Origin of the sequence: Sphaerospermopsis sp. LEGE 08334, from assembly GCF_015207205.1 — a bacterium.
In the GTDB taxonomy this organism is placed as follows: Bacteria; Cyanobacteriota; Cyanobacteriia; order Cyanobacteriales; family Nostocaceae; genus Sphaerospermopsis.
Genome location: NZ_JADEXH010000010.1, coordinates 90,650 through 106,004 on the forward strand (window position 1 = coordinate 90,650; position 15,355 = coordinate 106,004).

Below are 15,355 nucleotides of genomic sequence, written 5' to 3' on the forward strand. Positions count from 1 at the left end.
TTATGAGGTGACAGGTGACAGCAGAGATGGGGAGATGGGGAGAAATCTCTTTACCTACTCCCTGTTCCCTGTTCCCTGTTCCCTGTTCCCTGTTCCCTGTTCCCTGTTCCCTGTTCCCTCTCACCTAGAGATTATTTCAAATTTAAAAGCTTTATCAACCTGGTTTTCTGATGAAATCGGGTTTTTTTTGTATTTATAAATCGCAAATTTATGTGATAAGCTTTATCAAAAAACTATTTATTAAAAAAAACGAAAAATTTTACTGGTCTAGGATGGCGAAAATAAGTATCTAGTTAAAAAAAGTTTAAAAAGCTGGTAAAACTTTCTGCTTCCTTGCACTGGTAATAGTCGCAGCTATTGTCACACTTTGTATTTTGACATAAATGTAGTTTTTTTTAGTTTTTTAAATTTTTGTAAATGTTCGGGGAGTAGAATCAATGAAGATACTGGTACTAAGTTGGGAATTTCCACCAAGGTTAGTGGGAGGAATTGCCCGTCATGTAGCAGAATTATACCCGGAATTGGTCAAGTTAGGGCATGAGATTCACCTGATTACGCCAGAAGTAAAACAAGCATCACTGTATGAAGTAGTTGAGGGTATTTATGTACATCGAGTACCAGTAGCCCATAGTCATGATTTTTTTCACTGGGTAGTAAATTTAAATGAGAGTATGGGACATCACGGTGGTAAATTGATGTTAGAGGAAGGACCATTTGATATTATTCATGCCCATGATTGGTTAGTTGGAGATGCAGCGATCGCTCTCAAGCATACCTTTAAAGTTCCTCTCATTGCTACCATTCACGCCACAGAATATGGACGATGTAACGGGATTCATAATGATATCCAAAGCTACATTTGTAATAAAGAAAATTCGTTGGCTTATAACGCTTGGCGCATCATTGTTTGTACTGAATATATGAGAGGAGAAGTAGTCAGAGCATTAAATAGTCATGGTGATAAAATCGACGTGATTTTTAATGGGATTCGTCCTGAAAAAAAGCAGCATCACCGAGATTTTCATGCTCAAGATTTTCGTCGTCAATTTGCCGCAGATCATGAAAAAATTGTTTATTACTTGGGCAGGATGACTTATGAAAAAGGTATACCTGTATTACTGAATGCTGCTCCCAAGGTGCTGTGGGAAATGGGCGGTTACGTTAAATTTGTGATAGTTGGTGGTGGTAATACTGACCATTTAAAAAGGCAAGCTTGGGATTTAGGAATTTGGGATAAATGCTATTTTACTGGTTTTCTTTCTGATGACTACTTGGATAAATTTCAAACCTTAGCTGACTGTGCAGTTTTTCCTAGTCTTTATGAACCTTTTGGTATTGTAGCTTTAGAAAGTTTTGCTTCTAGAGTTCCGGTTGTGGTTTCAGATACGGGTGGTTTTCCTGAAGTAGTACAACATACGAAAACTGGAATTGTAACTAAAGTAAATAATCCAGATTCTTTAGCATGGGGAATTTTAGAAGTTTTGAAAAATCCAGGTTATCGACAATGGTTGATAGATAACGCTTATGAAGATTTAGAACGAAGATTTCGCTGGACACAATTAGCAAAAGAAACGGAAGCTGTATATGAGAAAGTGGTGAAAGAGCGATCGCAAGTTGATTGGTAATTAAATACAAAGTAAAACTGAGGTTTTCGCAGGGTAGTGGAGATAATATTAATTACTCTGCGTTTTTTGGCGTGAAAAAACAGTACAAAGGTTGTACGCTGGGAATTTACCCCTTGGGAGTGCGAGAGTTAGAAATGATGGCTGTTTGCTTCACATTTCTGAATATGACCAAGGCATTCCCAAATATAGCCAAGTGCTTGAGAAAAGCAAAAACTATGTTGTTGAAGATGGGAACCTTCCTCATATCCCACTTTACAGCAAACTTAGACCGCTACTTTGAAAAAATTAGCCGCGATGTTAGTCCACCGTTACCAACCCCCAATTATAGACCCAATTATAAAAGACCCATCTTAGTTGGACCTGTACATAATTTGGGTGGGGGTGGTCCTGATATTGATGATGCAATTCAATGGATGATAAATCAAGTTAGGGGAGGTGCTAATTCAGACAAAAAAGTTAATGTTATTGTCATTCGTGCTGCTGGTAACGATGATTATAATCAGCTAATTTATAACATGAGAGGGGTGAATTATGTAGAAACTTTGATCATCAGAAACAGACAAGAAGCAAATAAAACGGATATTTTTGATAAAGTCAGAAATGCTGGTGTAATTTTCTTTGCTGGTGGTGATCAATGTGAATATATTCGCAACTGGAAAAACACGAAATTAGAAGCTGCCATCAAATCAGTTTATGATAAAGGTGGGGCGATTGGTGGCACGAGTGCAGGGGCAATGATTCAAAGTGAATTTGTTTATGATTCTTGCGCTTGTGAAGATAGTATTGAAACTAACGAAGCACTGGAAGACCCCTATAGGAATATTACCTTTACCTATAACTTTTTCCAGTGGAAGTATTTGCGAAAAACGATTATTGACACCCATTTTGATGAACGCAAAAGAATGGGGAGAATTATGGTATTTATTGCCCGACAAATTCAAGATGGTGTGTCTGATACTGCATTAGGAATAGCTATTAGTGAAGAAACATCTTTACTTGTAGATAAATATGGAATTGCCAAAGTTATGGGGAGGGGTTCAGTTTATTTTGTTCTTGGAGATCATCCCCCAGAAGTTTGTGAACCGGGACAACCTCTGACATATTATGACTATAAAATTTGGCGAGTTCCTAGAGGTGAAACTTTTGATTTAAATAATCTCCCATCGAAAGGATATTATCTCAGAAGTGTGAAGCGGGGAAGATTTGATTCCGATCCTTATTGAGTCATGGGATTTTGGATTTTGGATTTCTCGTTTCCATGCTCTGTATGGAAATGAATAAAGGAAGACTCTGGCTTCTGTTTTATTGGAGTCAGAGACTCTATTCATGCATTCCCAGTCAGAGACTGGGAACGAGACAAAATGAATGAACCGCAAAGTACGCAAAGTACGCAAAGGAAGAGAAGGTTTAGCGGGAAGGAAGTAATGAGGAATTTCTTAAACTTTTCACGGTAGTAATTAAATGTTCTGCAACTTGATCAATTTCCTCAACAGTATTAAATCGCCCAATACCAAATCTTACAGAAGCATAAGCTAATTTTTCCGAATGTCCTAAAGCTGTTAAAACATAGGAAGGTGCAACATTATTTGAGGAACAAGCAGAACCGGAAGATACTGCTACTATTGGTTGTAAACCTAAAGAAAGTGCTGCACCATCCACACCATCCACACTAATATTTAAGTTTCCCGCTAACCTTTTTTGGGAATGTCCATTGAGATAAATTCCCTCTAAAGTTGATAACTGTTTCCACAGTCTTTCTCTTAATTCTTTTAACCTCAAATTTTCCGTTTCTTGTTCTGTTAAAGCAATTTCCACCGCTTTACCAAAACCTACAATTTGCGGTGTGTATAAAGTTCCAGAACGCATCCCTCTTTCATGTCCTCCCCCATGTTGTTGTGCTGCTAATTTCACTCTGGGGTTACGTCTACGAACATATAAAGCACCAATACCTTTAGGACCATAAACTTTATGGGCGGTTAAAGACATTAAATCAATGTTTAATTCTTGCACATCTAAAGGTATTTTACCAATAGCTTGCGCTGCATCTGTATGAAATATAATGTTTTTTTCTCGGCATATTTTACCGATTTCTGCTAAAGGTTGTAAAACACCAATTTCATTATTTGCAGCCATGACAGATACTAAAATTGTATCATCACGCAAGGCTTTTTCTAATTGTTCTAAATCAATTAATCCATCTTTTTTGACTGGGAGAATTGTAATTTCAAAACCCATGTTTTGTAAATATTCACAAGGGTCTAAAACTGCTTTATGTTCCGTTGCTAAAGTAACAATATGTTGACCTTTGGAAAAATAAGCTTCTGCAACACCTTTAATAGCTAAATTATTCGCTTCCGTTGCACCACTGGTAAAAACAATTTCTTCCGGGTTAGCGTTAATAGCATTTGCTAAAATTTCCCTAGTTTGTTTAACTGCTGCTTCACCTTCCCAACCGTAAACATGACTAATACTAGCAGGATTTCCAAACTTTTCTGTAAAGTAAGGTATCATGGCATTGAGTACCCTTTCATCTACGGGGGTGGTAGCGTGATTATCGAGGTAGATGGGACGATTAGACATAACTAAACTCAACAATTAAGTTAATATTTTACCTATTTTTTTGAGGATTTTCAAAATCTGATAAAGTTCGTTTTCCCTTCTATATAAAGTGAACCTATCAGACAAAGCATAACAAGGTTTATCACTTTGGATGAGTTTGATAAATTGGAAATCTTCACCATTAATTACTAAGGAATATAGAGGATAATTCGGGTGAGGATTGGCTAACATATAAGTAAGTGCTTGGGGTATGGCTTTAGCTAGAGAAAAATTAGCCCTTTTAGCTTCAATCACCAATAACCATAACTGCTGTTGAAGAACTAAAACATCTATTTTACCTTTAATCATCTCTGTAATTTCTTCTCCTGTTTCTTCATCATCTGTGAAGATTGTTTCACTAATTTCTATAGGTTCTTCTGTGGCAATATAAAAAGGAGATTCATAGAAACCAGCTAAATCTAGTAAGGGAGATAATACCACTAATTTAACAGCATCTTCTAAAGGACTAGATTTTTCTACCAAGTTCAGATAATTCTTTTTTACTCGGTCTAAAAATTGTTGTTCTAGTTCTGAAATGTTAGGTAAATCTGTTTGCCATTCTGTAAAAAAAAGTTCGTCTTTAGATTTGTGCAGGGCAAATTTTTGTTTTAATTCCGCAAGGGTAATATTCTGTGCTTGGATAATCTGAACCATATTTATCCAAAAATTAAATAGAGGTCTATTTTCATTATAAAGCCTGGATGATTATTTTAAGGAGAGAGCGATAAATCGCTCACTACAAACTGTTATTTGGTGGTTAATTCTTGGAGTTTTTTCAAGACTGCTTGTGCATGACCTTTTGTTTTGACGTTTGGCCAAGAATAGGCAATGATTTTATCAGGTGAAATTAAAAATGTTGAACGCGCAACACCCATATATTCTTTACCCATAAATTTCTTTAAACGCCATCCACCGTAAGTTTCTATTAATTGATGTTCGGGGTCAGTTAATAGGGTAATTGATAAGTTATGTTTGGCGATAAATTTGCAATGGGATTTACTTGGATCTGGACTTACACCGATGATTGTAGCACCTAAAGCGGTAAATTCTGCGGCTAAATCGGTGAAATCTTTGGCTTCTGTGGTACATCCGGGGGTGTCATCTTTGGGGTAGAAATAAAGGACTATCCACTGATTTAATTCAGATAGTTTAACAAGTTGATCATTTTGATCTGGGGTAGAAAAATCAGGTGCGGGTTGTCCAATTTCGGGAATGTTGGTCATGATGGAATGATGAAAAATAAATAATTTTTAACGCAGATAAACGCGGATAAGCGCAGATAGTAAGATGATCATAAAATCATGAATTATCAATTTATCTGTGTTCATCTGCGTCCATCTGCGGTTAATTATAAATCTTTTCTCCTCAAATATTAATACTGTTGGGTATTCGAGAAGGTAAAAGATAGGGATATTCCACACCTGTTTCTAGGAAGCGTTGTTGATTTCGGGATTTAATTTTACTTTCAATCTCTAACAAATCACTTTGAAAATGGGCGAGAATTTGCCGATCAATTTTATCTGCAAATTGAATGACATCAGAACTTCCTAATTTACTCCAGTTAATTCCACTTAATGCAAAGGTTAATTGCATTTGCTCTAAATCTCTTGCTGTTGATGGTAAAATTTCCTCTAAACTGGCTGGTGTACCAGGACGAATATAATTTGCTAAGGGTGCGTTAGGAACATAACCAAAATAATCGTATTGACTAAAATTCAAAGCTGCGTGTTGGGGTCCACAGGTAAAAATAACGATGGTGGCAATGTCTATTAATTGTTGCAAACTACCGATTTTTGTAAACCCTGGTACGCGGGGATAGGAAGGAATTTCTTGGGGTTCTATTCCTGATGCTGCTACCATTTCTTTAGGCAACCATGCGGGTGCTTGGGGAAAGTCTGACTTAGGGCGGGTGTTTAAAGGTGCGCTTAGTTCTTCAGCCCAATTTTGTAAGTAAATGTCTTGTTGTACTGCTTTGTCGTCTGGGTAGTAACGTTGTAAATAGCGAGTTGTGTATTTGGCGATCGCCTCCCATAATAGCAACGCATCATCCCGATAAGGAAAGTCTGGTAATAATTTCGGTTCTATTCCTCTGACTTCAATATCATTCAACAGAGAATAATACCAAAAAGACTTTTCTCGATAGGCTTTATTCATCAAGTTACCAGAAGTTTTGATAGTAGGAGCCATTAAATTATCAATTGCTGCTCCTTCTGCTAACAATATACTATTTCCCCGGTTATTAATGGCAATTAAAAATTTAAAATGGGGAGATAATAATTGATAAACTGGGTGATTAGTTGGTATTTGTCTAGAAGTAGCAATAGACAAAGATTCCATTGCTAAATGAGTATAAGCTAAATGGGCAATTAATTCATGATGGGTAGCATCCGCAGTTTGAAAATATAACTTTGCTCTCATCCAATCATCTGCTGGTTCTCCTGTAATTCCTGGTGTGACTACTCGACATTTTTCTAATTGAATTAGTATAGGTTCTAAACCTTTTTCTGTATTGTGAAATAAAGCTACTGGACTACCTACATATTTACCAGTTTGTAAGTCTGTAATTTTCAAATCTTTAAAAATTGGATAGTCAGCAATAAACAACTGATTTTCACTGGCAGATTTGATTAAATCAACAGTACCGTTATTAGCTAATTTGTAAGGTTGAGTAGCTAAAGTTTGAATCAAACTTTGATCATTTGTTTGCACTCTGCGGATAATTGTCGGGTTAGCACCAGCTAAACGTTGACGGACAAATTCTCTATCGCTCAAACCTCCATCTCGTTCATGAATTATACTCATAACAGGAGGTTTAACATCTGCTTTTTTCGCTAATACTTGGTAAAATAAATTTCTTTGTTCTGCGTTTTTTGTGAGGGGAGGTAAATTTCTATCTACATTTTCGACGGCTTTTTTAATAGCAGAAATTGTTTGAATTAATTTTTTTCTTTCTTGTATATAGCTACTATTAAATTGTTCATTGGGCGGTAAATCCAAATTAAACCAACCTGATTGAAAAACTTTACAGTCTACCAATAAAGTTGTCAGGTTTAACCAATTTTCCTCTAATTCTGCAACTTTTTGATCTAACTGACTCAGTAATAAAGTCCAAGGTTCTGAGAGTTTCCCCTGTTCTACCAAATTTTCGCTGAGTTTGGTTAAAATATAACGGATAACGCCATCTTCCCCAGTGTAAGGAAATAACCTTGCATATCCTTTTTGATCCAATATACTAGGGTCATAGCGATAGTAACCTTGTTGTTCTTGCAAAGATGGGTGTTTTGTCATGGTTTTTGGAGGTAAAACTTGATATAATGTAGAGGATAATACAGTTATATTTAAATTGCCACTATTTCCAATTTTGATTATATTTAATTCTCAAGCAAGAAAACTATGTTACGTGATTTTACTAACCGAGATGAGTTAATAGATTACATACGGGAACAATTTCCCCAAGCCGCAGAACGAGATGATCACATCAGCGAAACTGTGGGAGGTAGGAAAGCAGCAGAGGAAAAGCTAAAACAAGTAGATGCGATCGCCTACGCAAAAACACGCAATTCTTTAACTGGTGCAGTTACTAGATTATCACCTTATATTCGTCATGGTGTTTTAAGTTTACGAGAAATTAGAAATGATATTTTAGAACGGGTACAAAATCCAGAGGATGCAAGTAAATTAATTAATGAATTAGGATGGCGTGATTATTGGCAAAGGTTATATAGTAAGCTGGAAAAAGGTATTTGGGAAAATCAAGAAGAATACAAAACTGGTTATAAAGTAGCAGATTACGCAGTAAAGTTACCGTCAGATATTACGGAAGGTAAAACGGGACTGGTTTGTATTGATAATTTTAGTCAAGAATTACGGGAAACTGGCTATTTACACAACCATATTAGAATGTGGTTAGCAGCTTATATTATCCATTGGCGACGTATTCAATGGCAAGCAGGTGCAAAATGGTTTTTACAACATTTGTTAGATGGTGATCCTGCGAGTAATAATATGTCATGGCAATGGGTAGCGAGTACCTTTAGTCATAAACCTTATTTTTTCAATCGGGAAAATTTAGAACGTTATACAAAAGGGGTTTATTGTCGTCAATGTCCGCTTTATGGTAAGTGTGATTTTGAAGGTAGTTATGAGGAGTTGGAAGCGCGACTTTTTCCCAAGGGTGAGTTTAGTAAAAAACCTAATAGTCAAAGTTGGCAGAAGGGGAAAAAAGGAAGGTAAAATTTTCTTAATTTTACATTTGTCTGAATCAGGATATCCAGGATTAAAGGATGTACAGGATGGTAATTTTTAGATGGTTTAAATTATTCAAAAATAATCATTCAAAAACATCCTGAAAAATCCCCAACTTCCCAAAAACAATCATTCAATCACATCCTGTACATCCTCAAATCCTGGACATCCTGATTCAGACAAAAAAATCCCCAACTTGAAAATCTGAATATTAGTAGTTATAATATAATTAATACATCTGTTAGTTCATCTACATTAATTTGCTATATGGATACATTTAACCCACGTACAAAAGTGATTACAGAAATCAATCTCATCCCAGAAGATAAATTAGAAGAACTATATCACTTTATTCATTATTTTCGATTAAATGCAGAATTATCTCCAGGTTCACTAGAAAAAACTATGCGGTTTGCTGGTTGTTGGAATGATATGTCAGATGAAACATTTGCTAGTTTTAATGAAGAAATAGAAACTCGTCGTCAGCAAGCATTTTTCGAGAGAAGAAGTGATGAAACCAGCTTTGATTGATACCAATATTTTATCGTTTTTTTTCCGCAATCACAGACTGGTTGTTCAACAATTTGAAACATATCTCCAAGAGCATCATCAACTTAATATTAGCATTATCACTTATTATGAAATTCTCAGTGGGTTAAAACATCGTGACGCACAAAAACAACTAACATCTTTCTCAGAATTTATCTCATACCATAGGATTTTACCTCTAACTACAAATTCTACAACAATCGCTGCTGATATTTATGCCAATTTACGAAGTAAAGGTACGCCAGTTGATGATATTGATATTCTCATAGCTGGAATTGCCATAGCAAATAATTTAGTTATTGTTACTAATAATCTGAAACATTTTGAGAAAATAGAAGGTTTAGAAATTCAAGATTGGAGTCAAGAATTTTTCAATATCTAAACAATATATATGTACGTTGGGTTGTTCGGTTCAGGTGAATTAAATACGCGACATGGTAATTTTTAGATGATTTATTTGGTGTTGAAACGAGTTACAGAATTAACGATTTTAGTTTTTGATTTTTTACTCTAACTTCTCTGAATTGGGACACAACACCTGAAAACTTTGTAAAATGTAAGTTTTGAGTTTTACTTCGTTCAACCCAACCTACATACTGGTATTAACTATCAATCATCCAATAATATCCTGTAAATCCTTAAATCCTGGTTATCCTGATTCAGACAATTTCTTCTTTGCGTCTCTGCGTCTTTGCGTGAGACTAAACCCAAAAAATTCAAAACCTGTTATATATGGCGCAAACAGATTTCTAGACATAACATAAGCATACCCAAAACTCAGAACACTGTCAACCCCCCAAGCTGAAATCACCAAAAATCGTTGATTTATTGACACCATTTTCAATAATAATGAGAATAGACCCCCCTTTATTGCAAGAAAAACTTTTTTCTCAAATCAGATACAAATAACTCATATTCTCTCTGCGACTCTGCGACTCTGCGTGATAAAAAAAACACCAACCGAATATAATATTGATTGAACCCCAAAACAAACAACCGCAAAGTTAATCTTGCTATTGATATTATTGTCCAAGTTCTCGATGGTTTAAATTATGCCCATAACGTCGAAGTTTCTTATGTGAGATTAGCAGATGGAAGACTCGGAAAAGGTAAAGGTTTAGTTCATCGAGATTTAAAACCCAACAATATTTTTATTACTAAAAATAATGGTAAAATGGTGGTGAAAATCGGAGATTATGGTTTAGCAAAAGCTTTTGATTTAGCTGGTTTAAGTGGACAAACTTTCACAGGTACAAAAATGGGAACTCCTGTATTTATGTGCCGTCAACAAGTATTAGATTTTAAACATTCCTTACCAGAAGTTGATGTTTGGGCAAGTGCAGCTTGTTTATATAATATGTTAACAGGGAAATTTCCCCGTGATTTTGATGGTGATCCTTGGAGTAGTATTTTGAATAATCATCCTGTACCCATTCGTCAACGTGATCATAGTATTCCTGAAAAATTAGCAGAAGTGATAGATTTAGCTTTAACCGAAAAACCGCAAATTTATTTTCAAAGTGTGATAGAATTTAAAGAAGCTTTGTTAAAATATATCTGATATGAATAAACCAATTATTTGGATAAATGGAGATTGTTTAAGTCCTCAAAACCCAACTTTACAAGAATATCCTAACACCCCAGCAATTTGGGTTTGGGATGATGCTTTAATAGAAGAGTGGCAATTAAGTTTAAAAAGGATAACTTTTATATATGAGTGTTTGCTAGAATTACCTGTAGAAATTCGTCGGGGAAATGTAGCCGAGGAAATTATTAAATTTGCTCAAGAAAATGATGCTAAATTGGTGGTAACTACGGATAGTCCCAGTCCCAGATTTGATGATATTTGTGATCAGATTGAAAAGAAATTGAAATTAGAAATATTTGAAGTTGAACCGTTTTTTGATTATGATGGTTTTATTGATTTAAAACGGTTTTCCCGTTATTGGAAAGTAGCTGAAAAATATGTTTTTTGATGAACAAAATACATGATACAAACTTGATTATAAAACTGTAAATCATCTGCGTTCATCTGCGTTCATCTGCGTTTAATTATTATATTCCCATATATTGTGCCATTAATAGTAAAATTGGAATAAATAGTTAGGAACTAAGTATATTTTATAATCCTCACTAACCAGAATGCCTAAACTCCTTGCTGACATCCAAAATTTACTCTCTGATTTAATCACTCGCTATTCCTCCCGTGTCGATTATCTCATGATTCGCTTAGAAGAAGCTGAAGGAACAGATATTTTATTGCGTGGTGAAAAGGTAGAAACCCTCAGCGAAGGTATTTCTATCGGTGGCCATGTTCGCGCTTGTCATAAAGGTGGCTGGGGTTTCAGTAGTTTCAACCAGTTAGCTACTATCGAAGAACGAATAGAAGAAGCGATCGCTGCTGCTAGGATAGTGGGAGATGAAGAAACCATCCTCGCACCCATTGATCCCATCCAAGCATTATGTAATTTACCCCTCACAGGTATTGATCCCCGTACAGTTTCCCTGAAACAAAAAAAAGAACTGTGCGATCGCTACACAGAATTATTAAAAAGCGTTGATTCTCGCATCACCACTACCTCAGTCCGCTATGGTGACAGCTCCCAAAGAGTAATTATTGCTACATCTGAAGGAACATTAATAGATCAATCTTGGGTAGACATGGAAATGCGCTTTGCAGCTACAGCAAGGAATGGTGACACTGTACAAACAGGGAGAGAAACCACAGGATCACGCAAAGCTTTTGAAGATTTAGTCAATTTAGATACTCAAGTTAAAAGCGCAGCGGAAAGAGCAGTAACAGCTTTATCCTTACCATCAGTTAAAGGTAATACTTATACCGTCGTCATTGACCCCATACTTACAGGTTTATTTGTTCATGAAGCTTTTGGACATCTTTCCGAAGCAGATATGGCCTATGAAAACCCTGATTTACTCGAAGTTATGACCCTGGGAAGGCGTTTTGGTTCAGAAGAACTGCAAATTTTTGATGGTGCTGCACCCCAAGGTCATAGAGGTAGTTATTTTTACGATGATGAAGGTACACCTGCCACAACTACACAATTAATTAAAGATGGGGTATTAGTCGGACGTTTGCATTCTCGTGAAACTGCGGGTAAATTAGACGAAGCGCCCACAGGGAACACCCGTTGTCTCGATTATCACTACTCCCCCATTGTACGGATGACAAATACCTGGATAGAAAGAGGCAAAACCCCAGTAGCAGATTTATTCACAGATATCAAAGAAGGAGTATATGCACGTAACTGGTTAGGAGGGATGACAAACGGGGAAATGTTCACTTTTAGCGCGGGTGAAGCGTGGATGATTAGAAATGGCGAAATAGCTGAACCTGTAAAAGATGTTACACTTTCTGGCAATGTTTTTCAAACCCTTGCAGATATTGAAGCGATAGGTGATGATTTTTACTGGGATGAGTCCGGTGGATGTGGTAAAGGTGGACAAAACGGTTTACCTGTAGGTTGCGGTGGTCCTTCTTTGCGTATTCGAGATGTGGTTGTGGGGGGAGAAAGCTAACTAATTGATAATTGACAATTGACAATTGATAATTGTTTAATTCCATGTTTAAAATCTCCCCTTTCCAGGGGAGAAAAGCCAAAAATTCCGCTTTTTCAAGACTCTGACTTTCAAAGAGAGGTAATTGTCCATTATTGAATCATATTCATGATACAGCATATTTCATACCAGTGAGGTACAAACTCAAATCATAAAACCCTTGTGGAACAGGCATCCTGCCTGTTAACCTTGTACCTCATTTACCTCGAAACTGCTGTATTATTATTTTATCACTTTATCTATCTGTTGTAAAAGTGATTCTAAAGTAGAAGAATTATCTAAAACCACATCCGCACGGGCAATTTTTTCTGATAATGGTAATTGACTATTAATTCTTGCTGCTGCTTGTTCATCTGTTAAATTATTCCTTTGAATTAATCTTTGTTTTTGCTGTACTTCTGAACAAGAAACAACCCAAATTTCACTCACTAAATTTTCTAAACCAGCTTCAAATAATAGAGGAATAACTAATACTAAAGTAGGTGCAGATGATTCATGAATAGTTTTTAAAAACCAATTTCTCACATAGGGATGAATAACATTTTCTACCCAAACCCTTTCCGCTGGTTGATTGAAAATTATTTCTCCCAATTTAGCACGATTTAAATTACCATCTGCTAATAAAATTGTTTCTTTACCGTAACGTTCGGCAATTTTTAAGAGAATGGGAGAACCCACAGATACAGCATCTCTAGCATAAATATCTGCATCTAAAATTGGTAAGTTATAAGCAGTAGCTAAATAATTAGCCACTGTACTTTTACCTGTAGCAATACCACCTGTTAAACCAATTAGTCTTTTATTCATTAGTTATTAGTTATTAGTTATTAGTTATTAGTTATTAGTCATTAGTTATTAGTCATTAGTTATTAGTTATTAGTTATTAGTTATTAGTTATTAGTTATTAGTTATTAGTTATTAGTCATTAGTTATTAGTTATTAGTCATTAGTTACAGCAGATTCCTTTGTTATGAGGTACAGTCTAATCTTCTTGTTTCTTGAATTTTACCTTGTGTCTTAAAATCAAGTGTACCTCATTACACCGGGAAATGCTGTATTAGTTAGTTATTAATTTATTATATTTACCCAATCACCTATCAACTATCAACTATCAACTATCAACTATCACTTATTTGCCCATTGAATAATTGCTTTTATTAATCCTTCAACAGTGTATTCTTCTGCTTCTAAATCGACTCTACCGAATAAATCAAAACAAGTTTTAGAAGTTTGGGGACCGATGGAAGCTATGCAAGTTTTGTCTAGATAATGTGTAATTCCTTCTGGAAATTTTGTTGCTGTTAATAGACAGAAAAATTGTACAGTTTTAGAACTAGCAAAGGTAATTAAATCTAAAGAGTGGTTTTGCAAAGCTTTTTCTGCTGCTGGGGGAATAGTTTGGGGACAGAAAGATTCATAAGCGGGAACTTCTCTGACTTCCGCACCCTGAGACGTTAATTCTTGGACTAAAACTTGTCTTCCACCGCTTTCCACTCTGGGAAATAAAATCTTTTTACCTGATAAATTTTCAGGAAAGTTGATAACTAAAGAGTCAGCAATAAAGTGAGGAGGAATAAAATCTGGTTGAATATCGTGTTTTGCCAGACTTTGGGCGGTTTTTTGACCCACAACCGCAATTTTTACCTTAGCTAAGGCGCTTTTATCTTTACCTTTAGCTTGAAGTCTCTCAAAAAAGTAATCTACACCGTTAGTAGAAGTGAGAATTAACCAGTCAAAAGTTGATAAATTGGATATTGCTTGATCTAAAAGTTGCCAACTGGTAGGAGGTCCAATTTCCAAAGCTGGTAGTTCAATTACTGTAGCACCTTCGGCAGTCAAGCGATCGCTAAATTGGCTAGACTGTCCCACAGAACGGGTAACGAGAATGGTTTTACCTGCGAGGGGAAAAGTAGGAGGATGGGGGGATGGGGAGATAGGTATATTACTATGCACGATTTTATAGTTGTAAGAGGAACAATTTAGCAATTTATAATATTGTATATTTTTTCATATTACAGGAACTTCCGTAATCCTACAACTTCACCAATAACAATTACAGATGGGGATAAATATAAACCCGTAGTTTTTGTCAAAATATTACCAAGTTCACTTATCCACACTTCTTGACTGGGAGTTCCTGCCCAACGGATGATAGCAATAGGTGTAGATTGGGATTTCCCATATCTTAGCAGTTGATGGACAATCTCCGCTAGATGTTTTCCCCCCATCAAAATTACTAAAGTTTCTAATCTTGATAATGCTTCCCAGTCTAAAACCTCTGGTTCGTGTGCTGTTAATACTGCAAAACAGCGACTGAGTACGGTATCTGTGAGGGGTATTCCTGCTAATAAAGGTGCTGCTAAAGCTGAAGAAATTCCTAGTATGACTTCATACTCACAACCCGCTGCTTTTAACGCTTCTATTTCTGAAATACAACGTCCAAAAATAAACGGATCACCTGATTTAAGTCTAACAACTTGTTGACCTTCCCGGCAATACTTCACCAATAAACTGTTAATTTCTCCTTGGGGTGTGCTGGGTTTACCTCCACGTTTACCCACATCTAATTTTAAACAATTTGGTGGTACACATTCTAATAATTCCTTATCTACTAAAGCATCATAAATTAAAACTTCAGCAGATGCCAAGAGACGATAAGCTTTAACTGTTAAATATGCCACGTCTCCAGGTCCTGCACCAACGATGTAAACTTTCTTTTTGGTCATTAGTTATTAGTTATTAGTTATTAGTTATTAGTTATT

13 protein-coding genes and 1 pseudogene are annotated in these 15,355 nt (G+C 35.9%); 8 read left to right on the plus strand and 6 right to left on the minus strand.

Going from position 1 to position 15,355, the window contains the following annotated elements:
* The first annotated feature begins 437 nt into the window (after positions 1–437).
* Together IQ237_RS07745 and IQ237_RS07750 are read left to right on the plus strand one after the other, a co-directional pair.
* The gene (locus IQ237_RS07745; protein WP_194053844.1) at positions 438–1,625 is read left to right on the plus strand and encodes a glycosyltransferase family 4 protein; all 1,188 of its coding nucleotides are present in this window, start codon (positions 438–440) and stop codon (positions 1,623–1,625) included.
* 164 nt (positions 1,626–1,789) lie between these two features.
* A complete protein-coding gene (locus tag IQ237_RS07750) occupies positions 1,790–2,848 on the plus strand; it encodes a cyanophycinase (RefSeq protein ID WP_194053943.1) in 1,059 nt (352 codons plus the stop codon).
* A 184-nt stretch (positions 2,849–3,032) separates the two neighbouring features.
* Here IQ237_RS07750 and IQ237_RS07755 read toward each other — a convergent pair whose 3' ends face one another.
* The 4 genes from IQ237_RS07755 to IQ237_RS07770 form a co-directional block, all read right to left on the minus strand.
* The gene (locus IQ237_RS07755; protein WP_194053845.1) at positions 3,033–4,205 is read right to left on the minus strand and encodes an IscS subfamily cysteine desulfurase; all 1,173 of its coding nucleotides are present in this window, start codon (positions 4,203–4,205) and stop codon (positions 3,033–3,035) included.
* A 15-nt stretch (positions 4,206–4,220) separates the two neighbouring features.
* On the minus strand, positions 4,221–4,877 hold the full coding sequence (locus IQ237_RS07760; RefSeq protein WP_194053846.1) for a type I restriction endonuclease: 657 nt from the start codon (positions 4,875–4,877) through the stop codon (positions 4,221–4,223).
* A 92-nt stretch (positions 4,878–4,969) separates the two neighbouring features.
* A complete protein-coding gene (gene bcp / locus IQ237_RS07765; protein ID WP_194053847.1) occupies positions 4,970–5,446 on the minus strand; it encodes a thioredoxin-dependent thiol peroxidase in 477 nt (158 codons plus the stop codon).
* A gap of 142 nt (positions 5,447–5,588) precedes the next feature.
* The gene (locus tag IQ237_RS07770) at positions 5,589–7,511 is read right to left on the minus strand and encodes a lipoxygenase family protein (protein ID WP_194053848.1); all 1,923 of its coding nucleotides are present in this window, start codon (positions 7,509–7,511) and stop codon (positions 5,589–5,591) included.
* 105 nt (positions 7,512–7,616) lie between these two features.
* Here IQ237_RS07770 and IQ237_RS07775 point away from each other — a divergent pair, with 105 nt between their 5' ends.
* The 6 genes from IQ237_RS07775 (at position 7,617) to IQ237_RS07800 (ending at position 12,554) form a co-directional block, all read left to right on the plus strand.
* Positions 7,617–8,456, plus strand: coding sequence for an FAD-binding domain-containing protein (locus tag IQ237_RS07775; protein WP_194053849.1), 840 nt, complete (start codon positions 7,617–7,619; stop codon positions 8,454–8,456).
* 279 nt (positions 8,457–8,735) lie between these two features.
* Positions 8,736–8,999, plus strand: coding sequence for a hypothetical protein (locus tag IQ237_RS07780; RefSeq protein ID WP_194053851.1), 264 nt, complete (start codon positions 8,736–8,738; stop codon positions 8,997–8,999).
* Positions 8,980–9,399 (plus strand): type II toxin-antitoxin system VapC family toxin, encoded by a 420-nt coding sequence (locus IQ237_RS07785; protein ID WP_194053853.1) that lies wholly within the window; start codon positions 8,980–8,982, stop codon positions 9,397–9,399. The genes IQ237_RS07780 and IQ237_RS07785 overlap by 20 nt, the downstream gene beginning before the upstream one ends.
* Positions 9,400–9,993: 594 nt before the next feature.
* Entirely contained in the window at positions 9,994–10,578 is a 585-nt protein-coding gene (locus IQ237_RS07790) for a protein kinase (RefSeq protein ID WP_228019845.1), read from the plus strand.
* 1 nt (position 10,579) lies between these two features.
* Entirely contained in the window at positions 10,580–10,993 is a 414-nt protein-coding gene (locus tag IQ237_RS07795; protein ID WP_194053855.1) for a hypothetical protein, read from the plus strand.
* 166 nt (positions 10,994–11,159) lie between these two features.
* Positions 11,160–12,554, plus strand: a complete 1,395-nt coding sequence (locus IQ237_RS07800; protein WP_194053857.1) for a TldD/PmbA family protein — start codon at positions 11,160–11,162, stop codon at positions 12,552–12,554.
* Between the two features lie 261 nt (positions 12,555–12,815).
* Here the strand turns inward: IQ237_RS07800 and coaE are convergent, their stop codons facing one another.
* Together coaE and cobA are read right to left on the minus strand one after the other, a co-directional pair.
* Positions 12,816–13,400: a dephospho-CoA kinase gene (gene coaE, locus IQ237_RS07805; RefSeq protein ID WP_194053859.1), complete on the minus strand. Its 585-nt coding sequence runs from the start codon at positions 13,398–13,400 to the stop codon at positions 12,816–12,818.
* Between the two features lie 318 nt (positions 13,401–13,718).
* A pseudogene (gene cobA / locus IQ237_RS27010) lies at positions 13,719–15,307 on the minus strand (uroporphyrinogen-III C-methyltransferase); the annotation flags it as partial.
* Positions 15,308–15,355: the final 48 nt, after the last annotated feature.